This is a genomic window from Streptomyces sp. NPDC101191 (assembly GCF_044767915.1).
Lineage (GTDB): Bacteria > Actinomycetota > Actinomycetes > Streptomycetales > Streptomycetaceae > Streptomyces.
In genome coordinates this window covers 312,948-331,675 of record NZ_JBIWOU010000004.1, presented here as the reverse complement: position 1 = coordinate 331,675, position 18,728 = coordinate 312,948, and the positions used below count along the sequence as shown (strand labels likewise).

The following is an 18,728-nucleotide window of genomic DNA, read 5'->3' as shown; positions in this document are numbered from 1 at the left end:
TTCGCGGCGGGGCGGGCATGCGTCGGTGGGTGGGTGAGGGGCACGGCGGGGTGTTCCGTTGTGCCCGCCCGTTCCGCCCCTGCGGAACGACTGCCCACAACGGGGTGGGTGGTGGGCGTCGCCGCGGGGCGGGCATGCGTCGGTGGGTGGGTGAGGGGCACGGCGGGGTGTTCCGTTGTGCCCGCCCGTTCCGCCCCTGCGGAACGACTGCCCGTGACGGGGTGGGTGGTGGGCGTCGCCGCGGGGTGGACATGCGCCGGCGGGTGGGTGAGGGGCACGGCGGGGTGCGGTCCCGGCGTGGGGCGGGCGGGGTTCGGGGGTGGGCGGGGAGTCGGGGGTGGGGTCACTCGGGGCCTGCCAGGCGTTCGATGGCGGCCATCGGGACCGGGAGCCAGTCCGGCCGGTGCCGCGCCTCGTAGACGACCTCGTAGACCGCCTTGTCGGTCTCGTAGGCGCGCAGCAGCGCCGGATGGTCCCGCGGATCCGTGCCGGAGGCCTCCGCGTAACCGGCGCAGTAGGCGGCACGGCAGCGGGCCGCCCAGGCCGCGTTCCAGGGACGGTGGGTGCGTGCCGCGTAGTCGAAGGAGCGCAGCATGCCCGCGATGTCGCGGACCGGCGGCTGCGCGCTGCGCCGCTCGTCCAGCGACTTCGCCGGCTCACCCTCGAAGTCGATCACCGCCCACGCGCCGTCGGAGCCCCGGAGGGTCTGGCCCAGGTGCAGGTCGCCGTGGATGCGCTGGAGGCGCCCGGCACCCAGCGAGTCCCCGGCCGCAGCGAACACGGCCCGCAGGCCCGGCACGTGCGGCAGCAGGGCCGGGACCGCCTGGGCGGCGGCGTGCAGCCGGGCGTCCATGGCGGCGGCCACGTGCCGGGCCCCCTCCCGCCGCAGCCGCTCGGTCGGCAGGGCGGTGGCGAGGGCGAGATGCACCTCGGCCGTGGCCCGGCCGAGCGCCCGGGCCTCGGTGGTGAACTCCCGCCCGTCGGCGAGCGCGTCGAGCGCGAGCCGCCAGCCGTCCCGCGAGTCGCGGAGGTAGGGCTGGAGGACGCCCAGCGTCGCGGCGCCGGTCTCGAACCAGGCGACGGGCGCCGGGACCCGTTCGCAGCCCGCCCGGGAGAGGGCGAGGGGCAGCTCCAGGTCCGGGTTGGCGCCCGGGCTGACCCGCCGGAAAATCTTCAGGATGAACGAATCTCCGTAGACCAGGGACGAGTTGGACTGCTCGGCGTCCAGCATCCGGGGAGCGAGGGCGGGCGGCAGGGGCGACGTGGCGTGGAAGCGCAGCGGGCCGGTCCGGCCGGGGCTGCGCAGCCGCTCGTAGAGCAGTCCGGCGAGCCGCGGATCGCGCAGGCCCTCGTAGACCGCGCGCCCGGCGAGCGGGCCCTGGCGGATCCGGCCGATCAGGGCCGGGGCGAGGCGCGGCGGCAGCTGGGGCCGTACGCCGAGGAGCAACTGGTAGCAGTCGGCGGGCGTTCCGGCCGGCCGGCCGGGCTGTTCGACCCGTACGAGCAGGTGGAGGAGTCCGGGTCCGGTGCCGTCCAGCGGCAGCAGCTCGGTGGCCGCGTCCAGGGTGAATCCGGTGACCCGGCGGCCCTTGCCCGCGAACCAGCGCTGCCGGGGCAGCCAGGTGTGGAGCAGGGGCGTGAGTGACGGAAGGAGGGCGTCCGGGGCCCGGGTGGTGGATGCGGTCTCCGGCATGGCATCGCGTCCTTTCCCCGGGGTGCGCAATGGGAGTTCGTATGCGTTCAAATGCGCAGAGTGTCCCGGATGGCGGCTTCGGCTGTCCGGCTGTGCGGGACGTGTCGGAAGGGGAAGATCCGTATGGGCCCGGCAAGAAGGCCCGTATGGACCTGAGCTGACCTGAATCACGTGAATCGTGTGAGAGACACAGTTCCCGGTGTGGGGCGGGGGAAACCGCCCCACACGCTCAATTGACGGTACTTCAGGAACGCTTGAGGCGGAACCAGTAGAAACCGTGTCCGGCCAGCGTGAGCAGATACGGCCACTGTCCGATCGCCGGGAACTTCACCCCGCCGATCAGCTCCACCGGCTTGACCCCGTCGAAGCGGCGCAGGTCCAGTTCGGTCGGTTGCGCGAACCGGGAGAAGTTGTTCACGCACAGCACCTGGTCGTCGCCGTCCTCCCGGAGGAAGGCGAGCACCGCCGGGTTCGACGACGGGAGTTCCGTGTACGAGCCCGTCCCGAAGGCGCGGTTCTGCTTACGGATCTCGATCATCCGCTTCGTCCAGTGCAGCAGCGAGGACGGCGAGGCCATCCCCGCCTCCACGTTGGTCACCTGGTAGCCGTGGACCGGGTCCATGATGGCCGGCAGGTAGAGCCGCCCCGGATCACAGGAGGAGAAGCCCGCGTTGCGGTCCGGGGTCCACTGCATCGGGGTGCGCACCCCGTCCCGGTCGCCGAGCCAGATGTTGTCGCCCATGCCGATCTCGTCGCCGTAGTAGAGCACCGGCGATCCCGGCAGCGAGAAGAGCAGGGCGGTGAACAGCTCCATCTGGTTGCGGTCGTTGTCGAGGAGCGGGGCGAGCCGCCGCCGGATGCCGATGTTGGCCCGCATCCGCGGGTCCTTGGCGTACTCGGCGTACATGTAGTCGCGCTCTTCGTCCGTGACCATCTCGAGGGTGAGCTCGTCGTGGTTGCGCAGGAAGATGCCCCACTGGCAGCCCGAGGGGATCTCCGGGGTCTTGGCGAGGATCTCGGAGACCGGGTACCGCGACTCCCGCCGCACGGCCATGAAGATCCGCGGCATCACCGGGAAGTGGAAGGCCATGTGGCACTCGTCGCCGCCCGAGCGGAAGTCGCCGAAGTAGTCGACGACGTCCTCCGGCCACTGGTTGGCCTCGGCGAGCAGCACCCGGTCCGGGTAGTGCTCGTCGATCTCCCTGCGGACCTTCCTGAGGAAGGCGTGGGTGGCCGGCAGGTTCTCGCAGTTGGTGCCCTCCTCCTGGTAGAGGTACGGCACGGCGTCGAGGCGGAAGCCGTCGATGCCCAGGTCCAGCCAGAACCGGAGAGAGGAGAGGATCTCCTCCTGCACCTTCGGGTTCTCGTAGTTGAGGTCGGGCTGGTGCGAGAAGAAGCGGTGCCAGTAGTACTGCTTGCGGACCGGGTCGAAGGTCCAGTTGGACGTCTCGGTGTCGACGAAGATGATCCGGGCGTCCGGGTACTGCTTGTCGTCGTCGGCCCAGACGTAGTAGTCGCCGTACGGCCCGTCCGGGTCGCTGCGCGACTCCTGGAACCACGGGTGGGCGTCGCTCGTGTGGTTCATGACGAAGTCGATGATCACGCGCATCCCGCGCGCGTGCGCCGCGTCCACGAACTCCACGAAGTCGGCGAGGTCGCCGAACTCGGGCAGCACGGAGGTGTAGTCGGCGACGTCGTAGCCGCCGTCCCGCAGCGGGGACTTGAAGAACGGCGGCAGCCAGAGGCAGTCCACGCCCAGCCATTGGAGGTAGTCCAGGCGGGACGTGATGCCCTTCAGGTCGCCGACTCCGTCGCCGTTGCTGTCCTGGAAGGAACGCACCAGGACCTCGTAGAAGACCGCCCGCTTGAACCACTCGGGATCGCGGTCCTTGGCGGGGGTGTCCTCGAAGGTGTCGGGGACGGGTTCGTTGACTGTCATTTTGTGGGTGACCCTCCGGTCTGCGGGGACGGTCGCAGGGCGAGCACGTGCGCGGGTGTGACACCCGGCTCCAGGCGTACGTAGTTCGACCTGCCCCAGTGATAGGTCTCGCCGGTGAGCTCGTCGCGCACCGGCACGGTCTCGTGCCAGCCGAGGCCGAGTTCCGGCATGTTCAACGAGACCGTGGCCTCCTGGGTGTGGTGGGGATCGAGGTTGGCGACCACCAGGACGGTGTTCGGCCCCGACCGCTTGCTGTACGCGATCACCGCGTCGTTGTCGGTCTGGTGGAAGGTCAGGTTCCGCAGCCGTCGCAGGGCCGGGTGGCGGCGCCTGATCCGGTTCAGCGCGGTGATCAGCGGGGCGATCGAGGCGCCGGAGCGCTCCGCCGACTCCCAGTCGCGAGGGCGCAGTTGGTACTTCTCGGAGTCCATGTACTCCTCGCTGCCGTCCCGCAGTGCGGTGCGCTCGCACAGCTCGTAGCCGGCGTACATGCCCCAGGTGGGGGACAGGGTGGCGGCGAGCACCGCGCGCACCTCGAAGGCCGGCCGGCCGCCGTTCTGCAGGTAGGCGTGGAGGATGTCCGGGGTGTTCACGAAGAGGTTGGGCCGCATATGGGCGGCGGCGTCCCCGGAGAGCTCGGTGAGGTACTCCGTGAGCTCGTCCTTGGTGTTGCGCCAGGTGAAGTACGTGTACGACTGCTGGAAGCCGATCGCGCCGAGGGTGTGCATCATCGCCGGGCGGGTGAACGCCTCCGCCAGGAAGATCACGTCGGGGTCGGCCCCGTTGATCTCGCCGATCACCCGCTCCCAGAACACCACCGGCTTGGTGTGCGGGTTGTCCACGCGGAAGATGCGCACCCCGTGGTCCATCCAGTGCCGCAGCACCCGCACGGTCTCCGCGACGATGCCGTCCATGTTGTCGGCGGCGTTGTCGAAGGCGATCGGGAAGATGTCCTGGTACTTCTTCGGCGGGTTCTCGGCGTACGCGATCGAGCCGTCGGGGCGCCGGGCGAACCACTCCGGGTGCTTCTCCACCCACGGGTGGTCCGGCGAGCACTGCAGCGCGAAGTCCAGGGCGATCTCCAGGCGCAGCTCGCGCGCCTTCGCCACGAAGGCGTCGAAGTCCTCCAGGGTGCCCAGGTCCGGGTGGACCGCGTCGTGCCCGCCCTCCGGCGAGCCGATCGCCCACGGCACGCCCACGTCCTCCGGGCTCGCCGACAGCGAGTTGTTGGGACCCTTGCGGTGGGTCACGCCGATGGGGTGGATCGGCGGCAGGTACACCACGTCGAAGCCCATCGCGGCGATCGCCGGGAGCCGCTCCGCCGCCGTCCGGAAGGTGCCGGGCCGCGTCCGGCCGCGGACCTTCCGCACACCCTCGGAGCGCGGGAAGAACTCGTACCAGGAGCCGAACAGCGCCCGCTCCCGCTCCACCCGCAGTGGCAACTTGGGGGAGGCGCTCACCAGTTCACGCAGCGGATGGGTCGCCAGTGCCTCCATGACCCGGGGTGCGAGCGCCGCCGCGAGCCGGACCGCGGCCGGCCGGGACTCGTCGCGCAGCACGTCCGCGACGGCGAGCACCGCCTCCCGGCCGCCGCCCTTCTTCGGCACGCCCTTCGCGGCCCGCTCGTGCAGCTCCGCGCCCTCGGCGAGGACCAGTTCGGAGTCGATGCCGGCCGGAATCTTGATCTTCGCGGTGTGCCGCCAGGTGGCGAGCGGGTCGCTCCAGGCCTCGACCGTGTACGTCCACAGGCCCTCGGCGTCGGGGGTGACCTCGGCGCCCCAGCGGTCGGTGCCGGGCGCCAGCTCCCGCATCGGGATCCAGGGGCCGGGCCGGCCCGACGGACCGCGCAGGACGACATTGGCGGCGACGGCGTCGTGCCCCTCGCGGAAGACGGTGGCCGTGACCTCGAAGGTCTCGCCCACCACCGCCTTGGCGGGGCGGCGGCCACAGTCGACCAGGGGGCGGACGTCCAGTACGGGAATACGTCCCATGAGCGGATTCACGGCATCACCTGAGGGTTAGCGAGGGTGCGGGTGGTGTGCGCTCTTTCTAGCTCCGTATACGGCCGGTGGGTCGGGGGCATGGCCGCTCCGGTACACGTTCACTCGGATGGCGGGGCTGCATCGGGTACGGAGGGGTACGAGAAGGAGCCTTCCCCCCGTTTTCGGGTGGGCAATCCGGCGCTTTGTTAACTACTAGGGCGTAGGCACACCGGCAAGAACGCGTCCCGGACAAGAATTCGGCCCCGTCCTTGTGGGACGGGGCCGATTCCCCCGGGTCCGGTCCGTGGCTCCGGACCCAGGAGGCCTTCGTACGGCAGGTGTTCAGGCGGGCTGCTCCTCCGTGTCGCTCGACCACACCTGCCAGGGCTGACGGGTCACCCACTCCTCCACGGGGGCCGGCGTCAGCCCGAGGGCGTCCGCCGACACCCCGTCGTCGCCGGCCATCAGGAGCGGGTCGTCGCCGGTCGCCATGTAGTGGTAGATCCCGGCCACTCCGGCCGCGGTCTCCGGGCCGAGCAGCCTGGCCACCGCCCGCTCGAACAGCTCCGGCCGCAGCGGCACATAGCGCACCGCGCGCCCCAGGCCCCGTCCGAACGCCCCCGCCAGATCGGCGCCGGTCAGCGAGAGCGCGCCGCCGATGTCGAAGGTGCGCCCCTCCACGCCGTCCCGGGTCAGCGCCGCGTACGCCGCCTCCGCGAGGTCCCGGTGCGAGATCCACGCGGTGGGCGCGGCCGCCGCCAGCGGATAGGCCAGCACGCCCTCGTTGACCAGGCCGGGCCCGTTCCACGGCGAGAACAGGTTGTCCAGGTAGACCGGCGGCCGGACGACGACCAGCGGCAGCCCGCCGGCCCGGAACACCTCCTCGGCGATCCGCCGGGTCTCGAAGGCCGGAACGGACGTCGGGCCCTGCGGAATCCGGGTGTTGGTGTTGAACACGAGCCGCTCGACGCCGGCCTCGCGCGCCGCCCGGGCGATGTTCTCCGCGTAGGCGCGCACCCGCCCCGGCTCGTACACCAGCGGCATCGTCACGAACGCGTGTGTCACACCCTCGAACAGGTGCCGCACGTCCATCGGCGCCGCCAGCTCGCCCGGCACGAACTCCGCCCCCGGCAGCGGCGGGCGGTCGCCCTCCGGGCGGCGGGTCAGGGTGCGTACGCGGTGGTGCCGTTCCACGAGCAGCCGGGCCACGGCACCTCCCTGGAACCCGGTCGCCCCCACGACCGCCACCCGCATCGGATTCTGACTGGACATGTGTCGATGAGGCCCTTCGATAGGCTGTGACCGCCGCCTTCCGGCAGTCTTTCCAGGCTGGTGGCGGCGGCTTCATCCGTTCAATTAACAAACAGGGGCGGAAGTTGAAGGATCGTCCATGGACATCGTGGGTACCCAGGGCACTGACCGTCGTACGGAGCCGGGCGAAGGAGGCCGGCCGGAGGGCGAGCACGACGACCTGCTGAGCGAGCTCCTCAAACCGCTCCGCCTCACCGGCGTCTTCGACAGCCGATGGCACGTCAGCGCCCCCTGGGCCATCGAAGGAGACGCCGAGGAGGGCTGCGCCGTCCTCCACTACATCGTCGAGGGCGGCTGCTGGATCACCGGCGACGACCAGGCGCCCATCGAACTGTGCGCCGGAGACCTGATCGTCTTCCCCACCGGCACCGCGCACCGCCTCTCCGACCGCCCCGAGCGGCAGGGCCTGCCGCTCAAGGCCGTACTCCCGGAGCGCCGGCCGGGCACCTCCGGCGAGATACGCATCGACGGCACCGGGGCCGAGAGCCGGCTGCTGTGCGCCGGACTCCACTACGACGCCAGCGCCGCCACCGGCCTCTACCGCTCGCTGCCCTGGGCCCTCGTCCTCGACGGCGCCCAGGTCGACCGCGAACCCCTGCTCCGCGACACCCTGCGGCTGCTCGCCTCCACCGACCGGCCCATCGGCCCCGGCGACCGGCTCATCACCCTGCGCGCCTTCGAGATGGCCCTCGTCCTCGCGCTCCGCCCGCTGCTGTGCGAACTCGCCGACAACCCGGCCTCCCTGCCGGTGCTGCGCCACCCGGGCATCAGCCGCGCGCTGGTGATGATCGCGACCCGGTTCACCGAGCCCTGGACCATCGACTCGCTGGCCCGCGAGGTCGGCATGTCCCGCTCCGCCTTCACCGCCGCCTTCCGCGAACTCGTCGGCGAGTCCCCGGCCCGCCATCTCACCGCCCGCCGCATGCAGGAGGCCGCCCGCCTCCTCACCGAGACCGACCTCCCCCAGTCCTCCGTCCCGCCCCGCGTCGGCTACCAGAGCGCGGTCGGCTTCCACCTCGCCTTCCGCAAGTGGTTCGGGATGACGCCGGGGGAGTACCGGACGGGGGTCGCCAGCGCCGCCTGACGCGGGCCGGGCCCGCGCCCGGTGGGGTCAGGGAGGCGGAGTGCGGACCGGCCGGGGAGGATGCGCGAGCCGACCGGCGCGGTGCGCGCGGAGGGTTCGTCGGCTGGCCGGTTCTTAAGGAGGTCTGGACGGTCGTTCATTGTGCCGGGGGGCCGGTCCGTGGAGGCTCGGAGCGGCACGGCCGCGGCGTCCCCCCCCACGCACGTCGGGTGCGGGAGCCCGCGGCACCCCCGAGGAGAGGCGATACACCGGTGACGAGGTCCGGGCAGGAGTATCTGGAGGCCTTGCGCGACGGGCGGGAGATCTGGCTCGACGGCGAGCGCGTGAAGGACGTCACCGCCCACCCCGCCTTCCGCTCCGCGGCGGGCTCCTTCTCCCGGCTCCTCGACCTCGCCGCCGATCCCGCGCTCCGTCCTGTCCTGCGGAAGGACGGCGTGCACCGGGCGTACGCCGTGCCCCGCTCGTACGAGGACCTGGTGGCCCGGCGGCGGGCGTACAAGGTGTGGGCGGAGGCGAGTTACGGCTTCCTCGGCCGGACGCCCGACCACATGGCCTCCGGGGCGGCCGGGTTCGCGGCACTGCCCGCGGTGTTCACCGGCGGCGGCTTCGACGGCGCGGAGCACGCGCTCGCCCTGCACCGCCGGCTCGCCGAGGGCGATCTGCACTGCGCCTTCACGCTGACGAATCCTCCCGAAGGGGCCGTCCGCGTGGTCGCGGAGCGGGACGGCGGGATCGTCGTGCGCGGGGCCAAGACCGTCGGCACCGGCGCCGTGTTCGCCGACGAGGTCCTCGTCGGCACCATCGAACCCCTCGCCCCGGACGCCGTCGAGCAGGCCCTCACCTTCTCCGTACCGGTCGACACGCCCGGACTGAAGCTGATCTCCCGCACCTCGTACGAGCAGCGCGCCCGCTCCGTGTTCGACGGGCCGCTGTCCGCCCGCTTCGACGAGAACGACGCGCTCCTCGTCTGCCAGGACGTGTTCGTGCCCTGGGAGCGGGTGCTCACCTACCGGGACCCGGCCACCACCGCGGCCGTCTGGTGGGAGACCCCCGCCTACCTCAACTTCACGCACCAGTCGGCCACCCGCTTCTGGACCAAGCTCGAGTTCCTCACCGGGCTCGCCGTGCTGATCGCCCGGTCGAACGGCACCGACCGGCTGCCCGCCGTCACCCAGGCCGTCGGACGGCTGCTCGGCATGGTCGCCCAGGCCAAGGCCTTCGTGCTGGCCGCCGAGGCCTCCTGGGAAGAGGTCGACGGCGGGCGGGGCGGGGTGCGGACCGGGCAGGAGATCTCCTTCGCCCAGCGGATCGCGGCCGGCGAGCTGTATCCGCGGGCCGTCCAGGACATCCGGCTGCTGGCCGGCGGCGCCCTGGGCCAGCAGCCCGCGAGCGGCCGCGACCTGCTCCACCCCGAACTCGGTCCGCTGTTACGGGAGTACGCCGGCAGCCCGGCCGATCCCGCGGAGGAGCGGATCAAGCTCCTGAAGCTGGCCTGGGACGCGCTCGGCTCCGGGTTCGCCGGCCGCCACGAGCAGTACGAGCGCCTCCACCAGGGCGCCCCGCACGTCTACCTCACCATGCAGACCTGGGCCGGCGCCGCCGAGGACTGCGAGGCCCTCGCCCGCGCCTGTCTCGACGGCTACGACCTCGGGACCGTCCGGTGAGGACCGCCCCCCGGCGCCGGGCCGCCCCGGCTGCGCTCCGCAGCCGCCACATCGTCACCGCCGCCACCGGCACCACCGGAACCCCCACCCCCGCCGCCCCTCCCCGCGGCCCCCGAGCGGCACTCCCCGTGCCCGCCGCGCTCGCCGGCGTCGCCGAGCCGCTCCCCGTACGGCCGCGCCCGCCCGCCTCCGCCACGGCGCCCCCGCGCCGGGAACGGGCGGGCGCACCGGGCTGACCGCCGCCCCGGGCGGTCCGCCGACCCCGACACCCACCTACCTCTCCCGAGGGGGCTTCCGTGACGCTGTACGACCTCGTCGTGCCCGGACTCGACGAACGCACCGACCCGCGCTACCGCATGGCCGACATACGCGCCGCCGATCCGCTCGGCGGGGACGCCGTGCTCGCCGCACTGCCGGCGATGAACGCGGACGCCGACACCGCCGCGCTGACGGTGGCGCTGCGCGCGCTCGTCCCGGACGCCGACCGCGCCGCCGAGTGGAACGTGGTCGCCGCCCTCGCCGCGATGCGCGACCTCGGCATCCTGCTCGGCTCGCTGAAACGTCACGGCGTACAACCGGTGGCCGCCGTCCCCGAGGTGCTGCCGATCCTCGAACTCCTCGGCCGGCGGACCGACATGGTGCCCCGGGACACCGTCCACCACTACACCGCCTGGAACCCGCCGGGCCCCCGCCGGCGCACCTACACCGGCCACCCCATGGAGGGCCACCTCCAGGAGGCCGTCCGGATGGCCTTCCCCGGGCTCGTGGCCGCCCTCGACACCTGCGCCCGCATCGCCCGGCTCGAACCGTACGACCCCGGCTTCGCCCTCGCCCTCGACCGCACCGCCCACCACGTCCAGGCGGTCGTCGACGCCATCGACCTCACCGTCGCCCAGGTCACGCCCGAGTACTTCGCCCGCACGCTGCGCCCCTACTTCGAGGAGATCGACATCGACGGGCGCAGCTACCTCGGCCCCGCCGCCGCCCAGGTACCGCTCTGGCTGGTCGACCTGACGCTCTGGCAGTGCGACCGCTCGGACCCCGCCTACGACGCCTTCCTGGCCGACTCGCTCCCGTACGCCCTGCCGTCCTGGCGCGCCTTCCACGCCCGCCACCACGGCGGTGTCTCCGCCGTGAGCAAGGTGTCCGCCGCCATCAGCTGGGAGAGCGCCGATCGGCTGCCCCCGGAGCTCGCCGCCTCGGCCCGGTCCCTCACCCGGGTCCTGCACATCCTCAAGTCCTTCCGGGCCCGGCACATCACCCTCGCCCGCAAGGCCTACCGCGAGGAGCTGCGCCGCTACGAGGTCGGCAGCGGCGGCGCTCCGGTCGCCCTGCTCCGCACGATCCTCGAACTCACCCGCGACAACGAGACGCTGGTCCGCCGCGCCGTCTGCTGAGTCCCCGACGTCCCCACGGAGAACCCCATGGCCCCCCACACCCCCCACGTCGTGATCGCCGGCGGCGGCATCGCCGGGCTCACCGCCGCGCTCGCCCTGCACGCCGTCGGCTTCCACCGGATCACCGTCGTCGAGGCTGCCCGCCGGGCCCGGCCGGTCGGTGCCGGGCTCAACCTCATGCCGGGCGCCGTCCGCGAACTCGACGCGCTCGGCCTGCTCCCCGCCCTGGAGGCCGGGGCCGCCCTGCGCACCCGGGAACTGCGCTACTACCACCGCTCCGGCGGGCTCATATCCCGCGAACCGCGCGGCCTGGGCGCCGGCTACCGCTGGCCCCAGCTGTCCGTGCACCGCGCCCACCTCCAGCGGGTCCTCGGCGACGCCGTACGGGACCGGCTCGGCGACGCCGCCGTCCTCACCGGTGTCCGGGTGACCGGGGTGGAGGCCCGGGGCGCCGGCCGGCCGCTGCTCCGGATCGAGCACCGCGACGTCGCCGGCCGGGCCGGGCGGGCCTCCCTCGAACCGGACGTGCTCGTCGGCGCCGACGGCATCCGTTCGGCCGTCCGCGCCGCCCTCAACCCCGGCGAGGGGCACCCCCCGTGGAACGGGATGCTGGTGTGGCGCGGCGTCTCCCGGATGCCGCAGACCGCGGCCGCCCGCTTCATGCTGATCGCGGGCGACGACCGGCAGAAGGCCGTCGTCTACCCGATGAGCCGGCCCGTCGACGGCCACGTCCTGGTCAACTGGGCGCTCGCCCGGCCCGCCGACGGCGTCCCCGACGGGCACTTCCTCGGCGACTGGAACCGGCCCGTCGGCGTGGACACCTTCCTGCGCCACTACGAGGGCTGGGAGTTCGACGGACTCCGGGTCACCGACGTGCTGCGGGCCGCCGAGACCGCCCACGAGTACCCGATGGTCGACCGCGAGCCCCTCGCCCGCTGGAGCCACGGCCGCACCACCCTCATCGGCGACGCCGCCCACGCCATGTACCCGGTCGGCTCCAACGGCGCCGGCCAGTCCGTCATCGACGCGCGGGCCCTCGCCCACGCCCTGGCCACGCACCGCGAGCCCGCCGCGGCCCTGCGCGCCTACGAGGCCGGCCGGCGCCCCGTCACCACCGCGCTCCAGCGGGCCAACCGGAAGCAGGGGCCCGAGGTCGTCATCGACCTCGCGCACCGGCGCGCCCCGCACGGCTTCCACGACATCCGGCAGGTCATCCCGGCCGAGGAGCTCGCCGCCATCGCCGGCCGGTACGCCGCCACCGGCGCCCTCGACCCGGCCACGGTCAACCTGGGCTCCCCCTACGGGCCGCCGTACCTCCCCGCGTGCGCCGTGGCGCGGAGCACCCCGGTCGCCTAGGCTCCCGGGCGGAACCGCGGAAGCACAGCGTGGTGCTTCCGCTCCGCTCCGTCACGGCCTGCGAAGGTGGAACACGTGAAGGCAATCCGTCGATTCACCGTGCGTCCCGTCCTCCCCGACACCCTTCGACCCCTCGCCGACCTGGCGCGCAACCTGCGCTGGTCCTGGCACGAACCCACCCGTGAGCTCTTCGAGTCCGTGGACCCCGAGGGTCTGCGCGCCGCCGACGGCGACCCCGTCCGCGCGCTCGGCGCCATCGACGCCGGACGGCTGGCCGCGCTCGCCGCCGACCAGGAATTCCTGGCCCGGCTGCGGGCCGCCGCCGAGGAGCTCGACCACTATCTGACCGAGCCCCGCTGGTACCAGCGGCAGTCCGGCGAACCGCCCGCCTCGATCGCGTACTTCTCTCCCGAGTTCGGCGTCACCGCCGCCCTGCCGCAGTACTCCGGCGGGCTCGGCATCCTGGCCGGCGACCACCTCAAGGCCGCCAGCGACCTCGGCGTGCCCCTGATCGGCGTCGGCCTGCTCTACCGCCACGGCTACTTCCGCCAGTCGCTCTCCCGCGACGGCTGGCAGCAGGAGCACTACCCCGTCCTCGATCCCGGCGAGCTGCCGGTCTCCCTCCTCCGGGAGTCCGACGGGGGGCCCGCCCGGGTCACCCTCGCGCTGCCCGGCGGCCGCAGCCTGCACGCCCACATCTGGATCGCCCGGGTCGGCCGGGTCCCGCTGCTCATGCTCGACTCGGACGTCGAGGAGAACGCGCCCGGCGAGCGCGAGGTGACCGACCGGCTCTACGGCGGCGGCAGCGAGCACCGGCTGCTGCAGGAGATGCTGCTCGGCATCGGCGGTGTCCGCGCCGTCCGTACCTACTGCCGGCTCACCGGCACCCCCGCGCCCGAGGTGTTCCACACCAACGAGGGGCACGCCGGCTTCCTCGGCCTCGAACGCATCCGTGAACTGGGCCGGGAGGGGCTCGACTTCGACGCCGCCCTGGAGGCGGTCCGGGCCGGCACGGTCTTCACCACCCACACCCCCGTGCCGGCCGGCATCGACCGCTTCGACCGGGCCCTGGTCGCCCGGCACCTCGGCGACGACGGCGCGTTGCCCGGCGTCGACACCACCCGGATCCTCGCCCTCGGCGACGAGACCCCGCTCGGCGGCGAGGCCGGGGTGTTCAACATGGCCGCGATGGGCCTGCGGCTCGCCCAGCGCGCCAACGGTGTCTCCACGCTGCACGGCGCCGTCAGCCGCGCCATGTTCGCGGGGCTGTGGCCCGGTTTCGACCCGGAGGAGATCCCGCTGGGTTCCGTCACCAACGGGGTCCACGCCCCCACCTGGACGGCTCCCGAGGTCGCCGTGCTCTCTCCCGACGCCTCCGACCGGGAGCTGTGGGAGCTGCGCCGCACCCTGCGCGAACGTCTGGTGACGGACGTACGGGCACGGCTGCGGGCCTCCTGGCGGCAGCGCGGTGCCGCGGCCGCCGAACTCGGCTGGACCGACTCCGTCCTGGACCCGGACGTGCTCACCATCGGCTTCGCCCGTCGCGTCCCCTCGTACAAGCGGCTCACGCTGATGCTGCGCGACAAGGACCGGCTGCGGGCGCTGCTGCTGCACCCGGAGCGGCCGGTGCAGCTGGTCGTCGCGGGCAAGGCGCATCCGGCCGATGACGGCGGGAAGAGGCTCGTGCAGGAGCTGGTGCGGTTCGCCGACGACCCGCGGGTGCGGCACCGGATCGTCTTCCTGCCGGACTACGGGATGGGCATGGCGCGCGGGCTCTACCCGGGCTGCGACGTGTGGCTGAACAACCCGCTGCGGCCGCTGGAGGCCTGTGGCACCAGCGGGATGAAGGCCGCCCTGAACGGCTGTCTCAACCTGTCGGTCCTGGACGGCTGGTGGGACGAGTGGTTCGAGCCCGACTTCGGCTGGGCCATCCCCACCGCCGACGGGGCCGCCGCCCGCGACGAGGAGCGCCGCGACGACCTGGAGGCCGCCGCGCTCTACGAGCTGATCGAGCGCGGAGTCGCGGCCCGTTTCTACGACCGCGGCCCGGACGGGGTGCCGGCCGGCTGGACGGCGATGGTGCGGCGCACCCTGACCGATCTCGGGCCCAGGGTGCTCGCCGACCGGATGGTCCGTGAGTACGTGGAGCGGCTCTACGCCCCGGCGGCCGCCGCGCACCGGGCGCTGGGCCCGGTCGAGGCCCGTGAGCTCGCCGCCTGGAAGGCCAAGGTGCGCGGGGCGTGGCCCAAGGTGTCGGTCGACCACGTGGAGGTCGGTGACGGTCTGGAGGGCGACGTGGACGCGGAGTTGGGCGCCACCCCGGCGGTCCGGGTCCGGGTGGCGCTCGGGGAGCTCGGTCCCGAGGACGTCGAGGTGCAGGCCGTGACGGGCCGGGTGGACGCCGACGACCGGCTGCTCGACCCGCGGACGAGCGTGCTCAAGCCGGCCGACCGGCCGGACCTGGAGGGCCGGCTGCCGTACGCGGGCGCGCTGTCCCTGGACCGCACCGGCCCCTTCGGCTGCACGGTCCGGGTGCTGCCCACGCATCCGCTGCTGGCCCATCCGGCCGAACTGGGCCTGGTCGCGCTGCCGGTGGAGGCGGCGGGTGAGGGCGGCGTGCTGTTGCGCTGACCGGCCCCAGGCTGGTGAACTGGTGGTCTGGACCAGGGTCTTGACGTGTTCATGGGGTGCCTCTAGGTTCCACGCTCGACGCGGAGTTCATTCTCCCGATCCGTGTTCACATGCCTGAACATCGGCGAGCGAAAGGTACCCCCCACATGCGCCTTCGAGCTCTGGTCCTCTCCCTCACGGCGGCCGTCGCGCTCCTCGCGGTCCCGACGGCCGCCGCCGGACCCCCGGCCGGCCCCGCGCCGGCCGTCGCCGCGGCCCCGGCGGCCCCCGCCGCCTTCACCCACCCCGGCGTCCTCGTCGGCACCGCGCAGCTCGACTTCGTCCGCACCAGGGTCCAGGCCGGCGCCCAGCCCTGGAAGGGCGCCTACGACCAGATGATGGCGAGCCCCTACGCCTCGCTCACCCGCGCCCCCAAGCCCCGCGCGATCGTCGAGTGCGGCTCCTCCTCCAACCCCAACCTCGGCTGCACGGACGAGCGTCAGGACGCCGTCGCCGCCTACACCCAGGCCCTCGCCTGGTACCTCACCCGCGACGCCCGGCACGCGAAGAAGGCCATCGAGATCATGGACGCCTGGTCGGCCGTGATCCAGGACCACACCAACTCCAACGCCCCGCTCCAGACGGGCTGGGCCGGCTCCTCCTGGCCCCGGGCCGCCGAGCTGATCAAGTACACCTACACCGGCGGCTGGCCGAACGCCGGACGCTTCGCGACCATGCTCCGCAACGTCTACCTGCCCGAGGTCTCCGGCGGCGCCGCCCTCACCAAGAACGGCAACTGGGAACTGATCATGACCGAGGCGGCGATCGGCATCGCCGTCCACCTGGAGGACCGCGCCGCCTACGACAGGGCCGTCGCCACCTACCTCGGCCGGGTCCCCGCGTACATCTACCTCACGAGCGACGGCGCCCTGCCCAAGCCGCCGCCGAACAGCTCCGTCGACACCCGCGACGAGATCGTGAAGTACTGGCAGGGACAGAGCACCTTCGCCGACGGTCTCTCCCAGGAGACCTGCCGGGACTTCGGCCACACCGGCTGGGGCCTCGCCGCCGCCGTCCACACCGCCGAGACCAGCCGCCTCCAGGGCCAGGACCTCTACCCCCGGGTCTCCGAACGCCTGCGGCACGCCCTCGGCCTCCACACCAGGTACGAGAACGGCGCCGCCGTCCCGTCCTGGCTGTGCGGCGGCTCGGTCAAGCTCGGCCTCGGCCCGGTCACCGAGGTCGGCTACAACGCCCTCCACCACCGCCTCGGCATCGGCATGACCAACACCGGCGTCTACACCGAGGGGCGCCGCCCGGCCGGCACCGACAACTACTTCGTCTCCTGGGAGACCCTGACCCACGCCGCGAACCCGAACTGACCCGTCAGCCCAGCTCCGCCTTGCCGGCCAGCCTCCCGTCCACGTAGCAGAGCCGGTAGACCGGGATCGCCGCGAGCATGGTCGCGCGGTAGTACAGACACTCGTCCATGCCCGGCGGCTCGACGGGCACCCGCTGCGGGCGCCCGTCGAGATGCCGGTCCGGCAGGTACCCGGCCACCTCGGCGCGGGTCTGACCGACCCGGATCCGGGCGTAGTCCTCCGGTTCCAGGTACGTCTGGTGCTGGGTGTAGAGGGCGACACCCGCCATCAGCAGCCCGAGCGCCGCCAGCAGCGCCAGCGGGATCCAGATCGCCCGCGCCAGCCCCTGGCGCACCTGCCGGCGCGCCAGGTCCAGCTCCCGCGCCGACCGCGGCGCGGCGGGGCGCGGCGCGGGCGGCCGCAGCGGCAGTACGGCCGACAGCGCGAATCCGCCCTCGGCGGTGGTCCGGTGCCGCAGCGAGCCGCCCGCGAGCCGCACCCGCTCGTCCAGCCCGACCAGTCCGGCCCCACCGGACGCGAGACCCGAGGGCGCCAGACCCGAGGGCGCCAGACCCGGCGAGGCGGTCGTCACGGGCGGCGCGTCCCCGCGCCCGGACCCGTGCACGGGGCCCGCCCCGGGACCGGCCCCCGGGCCCGGCCCGTTGACGACCCGCACCCGCACGACCCCCGGGCCCCGCTCGACCACCACCGCCACCGGAGCGCCCGGCGCGTGCTTCGCCGCGTTCGTCAGGCCCTCCTGCACCACCCGGTGCAGGGCCCGTGCGGCCATCTCCGACGGCGGCTCCGCCGCGTCCGCGAGCGTCACCGCCATGCCGGACGCCCGGGCCCGGGCCACCAGCTCGGCCACCGTCTCGTCGGGCGGCGCGACCGGCGCCTCGTCGTCCCCCTCGCGCAACACCCCGATGATGTCCCGCAGCCGGGCCGTCGCGTCCGCGGCCGCCCTGCGCAGCTCGCCCGCCGCCCGCTGCTGCTCCGGGCCGAGCGCCGGGTCGAGTTCGAGCGCGCCGGCCCGCAGCGCGAGCAGGGCCAGGTCGTGGCCCAGCGAGTCGTGCATGTCGCCCGCGATCCGGGACCGCTCGCGCAGCCGCTCCCGGTCCGCGACCGCCGCGTGCTCGCGCTCCATCCGGTCGGCCAGCTCCCAGCCGCTGCGCACCAGCCGGTCGTACTGCCGCACGTACCGCCCGATCAGCCAGGGCGCGACCACGGCGAGGGCCAGCGACAGCAGCAGCGCGAACCAGTGCGCCGGCGTCCCGCCGGTCACCAGGACGAGGACCAGACCCGCCACCGGCACCGCCCCGAACAGCCACAGGGCCGGCCGGGTCCGCTCCTCACGGCGCCCGGCGAGATAGCCGAAGGCGACCAGGGCGAGCACGTACGAGGGCGTGAACAGCTCCGTGCCGTGCGTCAGCGAGACCACGACGGTCAGGGCGAGCGCCGGCACCGGCCGGCGCCGGCCGAGCGCCACGCACAGCGCGAGCAGCGCCACGCCCACCGCGACCTGGGTCCACGAACCCCCGTCGTCCGACGTGAGCACCACCGGAACGCACAGCAGCAGCCACAGCAGCACGTCGAAGGCCCGCTCGCGGGCGGCCTCACGCATCGGGGACCAGACCCGCCTCGTACGCGAGGATCGCCAGCCGCACCCGGTTGCGCAGGCCGACCCGCCCCAGGACCGCGCTCACGTGCGCCTTCACCGTCGCCTCGACCACGTGGAGCCGCTCGGCGATCTCCTGGTTGGACAGGCCCGCGCCGACCAGCGCCACCACCTCGCGCTCGCGCCCGGTCAGCGGGGCGAGCCGGGTCCGCGCGTCGGCGGCCCGGCTGAAGCGCGCACCGCCGAGGGTGTCGATGACGCGGCGGGCGACGACCGGGGACAGGAAGGCGGCGCCCTCGGCGACCGCCCGCACTCCGGCGATCAGCTCCCGCGGGTCGCCCGACTTCAGCAGGAAGCCGCTGACCCCGCTGCCCAGGGCCCGCTCGATGTAGGCGTCCTCGGAGAAGGTGGTGAGCACCACGAGCGCCGCCCCGGGCACCGCCCGCCGCAGCTCCTCGGCCGCGCCGAGCCCGTCGAGCCGGGGCATGCGGATGTCGAGGAGGACGACGTCGGGCCGGTGGAGCCGGGCGAGCTCGACGGCCTCGTGTCCGTCGCCGGCCTCGGCGACGACCTCGACCCCGGGGTCGGTGGCGAGGATCGCCTTGACCCCGGCCCGGATCATCGCCTCGTCGTCCGCAAGGAGCACCCTGATCATCAGGCCACCCTACGCAGACGCGCGGACGCCCGGAGGGAACGTTCCCTCCGGGCGTCCGTCA

General features: G+C 73.7%; 13 protein-coding genes. 7 read left to right on the top strand and 6 right to left on the bottom strand.

Annotated features, from left to right (window positions below; translation table 11 throughout):
* Positions 1–343 precede the first annotated feature (343 nt).
* From ACIRQF_RS18140 to ACIRQF_RS18125, 4 genes are all read right to left on the bottom strand, one after another.
* Positions 344–1,693, bottom strand: coding sequence for a maltokinase N-terminal cap-like domain-containing protein (locus ACIRQF_RS18140; protein ID WP_376632577.1), 1,350 nt, complete (start codon positions 1,691–1,693; stop codon positions 344–346).
* Between the two features lie 244 nt (positions 1,694–1,937).
* Positions 1,938–3,632 (bottom strand): maltose alpha-D-glucosyltransferase, encoded by a 1,695-nt coding sequence (gene treS / locus ACIRQF_RS18135; RefSeq protein ID WP_376632579.1) that lies wholly within the window; start codon positions 3,630–3,632, stop codon positions 1,938–1,940.
* On the bottom strand, positions 3,629–5,623 hold the full coding sequence (locus ACIRQF_RS18130) for an alpha-1,4-glucan--maltose-1-phosphate maltosyltransferase (RefSeq protein ID WP_376632580.1): 1,995 nt from the start codon (positions 5,621–5,623) through the stop codon (positions 3,629–3,631). The genes treS and ACIRQF_RS18130 overlap by 4 nt, the downstream gene beginning before the upstream one ends.
* Positions 5,624–5,956: 333 nt before the next feature.
* Complete coding sequence (locus ACIRQF_RS18125; RefSeq protein ID WP_404093261.1) at positions 5,957–6,886, bottom strand: SDR family oxidoreductase; 930 nt, start codon at positions 6,884–6,886, stop codon at positions 5,957–5,959.
* 118 nt (positions 6,887–7,004) lie between these two features.
* Here ACIRQF_RS18125 and ACIRQF_RS18120 point away from each other — a divergent pair, with 118 nt between their 5' ends.
* The 7 genes from ACIRQF_RS18120 (at position 7,005) to ACIRQF_RS18090 (ending at position 16,418) form a co-directional block, all read left to right on the top strand.
* Entirely contained in the window at positions 7,005–8,009 is a 1,005-nt protein-coding gene (locus ACIRQF_RS18120; RefSeq protein ID WP_404093258.1) for an AraC family transcriptional regulator, read from the top strand.
* Between the two features lie 251 nt (positions 8,010–8,260).
* On the top strand, positions 8,261–9,673 hold the full coding sequence (locus tag ACIRQF_RS18115; protein WP_404093254.1) for a 4-hydroxyphenylacetate 3-hydroxylase family protein: 1,413 nt from the start codon (positions 8,261–8,263) through the stop codon (positions 9,671–9,673).
* Positions 9,670–9,909 (top strand): hypothetical protein, encoded by a 240-nt coding sequence (locus tag ACIRQF_RS18110; protein WP_404093251.1) that lies wholly within the window; start codon positions 9,670–9,672, stop codon positions 9,907–9,909. Before ACIRQF_RS18115 ends, ACIRQF_RS18110 begins: the two co-directional genes overlap by 4 nt.
* Positions 9,910–9,969: 60 nt before the next feature.
* Positions 9,970–11,070 (top strand): monodechloroaminopyrrolnitrin synthase PrnB family protein, encoded by a 1,101-nt coding sequence (locus ACIRQF_RS18105; RefSeq protein WP_404093248.1) that lies wholly within the window; start codon positions 9,970–9,972, stop codon positions 11,068–11,070.
* Between the two features lie 27 nt (positions 11,071–11,097).
* On the top strand, positions 11,098–12,426 hold the full coding sequence (locus ACIRQF_RS18100; RefSeq protein ID WP_404093245.1) for an FAD-dependent monooxygenase: 1,329 nt from the start codon (positions 11,098–11,100) through the stop codon (positions 12,424–12,426).
* A gap of 75 nt (positions 12,427–12,501) precedes the next feature.
* A complete protein-coding gene (gene glgP / locus ACIRQF_RS18095) occupies positions 12,502–15,057 on the top strand; it encodes an alpha-glucan family phosphorylase (protein ID WP_404093243.1) in 2,556 nt (851 codons plus the stop codon).
* 146 nt (positions 15,058–15,203) lie between these two features.
* Positions 15,204–16,418 carry an alginate lyase family protein gene (locus tag ACIRQF_RS18090; RefSeq protein ID WP_404093240.1) on the top strand — a complete coding sequence of 405 codons (1,215 nt, stop codon included), beginning with the start codon at positions 15,204–15,206 and terminating at the stop codon, positions 16,416–16,418.
* A 4-nt stretch (positions 16,419–16,422) separates the two neighbouring features.
* Here ACIRQF_RS18090 and ACIRQF_RS18085 read toward each other — a convergent pair whose 3' ends face one another.
* Both ACIRQF_RS18085 and ACIRQF_RS18080 read right to left on the bottom strand, forming a co-directional pair.
* Positions 16,423–18,018 carry a histidine kinase gene (locus tag ACIRQF_RS18085; protein WP_404093238.1) on the bottom strand — a complete coding sequence of 532 codons (1,596 nt, stop codon included), beginning with the start codon at positions 18,016–18,018 and terminating at the stop codon, positions 16,423–16,425.
* Entirely contained in the window at positions 18,011–18,667 is a 657-nt protein-coding gene (locus tag ACIRQF_RS18080; RefSeq protein ID WP_404093236.1) for a response regulator, read from the bottom strand. The genes ACIRQF_RS18085 and ACIRQF_RS18080 overlap by 8 nt, the downstream gene beginning before the upstream one ends.
* Positions 18,668–18,728: the final 61 nt, after the last annotated feature.

Excerpts from the sequence above, each read along its gene's own strand:
- treS (WP_376632579.1), bottom strand. The coding sequence starts at position 3,632 with ATGACAGTCAACGAACCCGTCCCCGACACCTTCGAGGACACCCCCGCC.
- ACIRQF_RS18125 (WP_404093261.1), bottom strand. The coding sequence starts at position 6,886 with ATGTCCAGTCAGAATCCGATGCGGGTGGCGGTCGTGGGGGCGACCGGG.
- ACIRQF_RS18100 (WP_404093245.1), top strand. The coding sequence starts at position 11,098 with ATGGCCCCCCACACCCCCCACGTCGTGATCGCCGGCGGCGGCATCGCC.
- ACIRQF_RS18140 (WP_376632577.1), bottom strand. The coding sequence starts at position 1,693 with ATGCCGGAGACCGCATCCACCACCCGGGCCCCGGACGCCCTCCTTCCG.
- ACIRQF_RS18085 (WP_404093238.1), bottom strand. The coding sequence starts at position 18,018 with ATGCGTGAGGCCGCCCGCGAGCGGGCCTTCGACGTGCTGCTGTGGCTG.
- ACIRQF_RS18130 (WP_376632580.1), bottom strand. The coding sequence starts at position 5,623 with ATGGGACGTATTCCCGTACTGGACGTCCGCCCCCTGGTCGACTGTGGC.
- ACIRQF_RS18120 (WP_404093258.1), top strand. The coding sequence starts at position 7,005 with ATGGACATCGTGGGTACCCAGGGCACTGACCGTCGTACGGAGCCGGGC.
- ACIRQF_RS18080 (WP_404093236.1), bottom strand. The coding sequence starts at position 18,667 with ATGATCAGGGTGCTCCTTGCGGACGACGAGGCGATGATCCGGGCCGGG.
- ACIRQF_RS18090 (WP_404093240.1), top strand. The coding sequence starts at position 15,204 with ATGCGCCTTCGAGCTCTGGTCCTCTCCCTCACGGCGGCCGTCGCGCTC.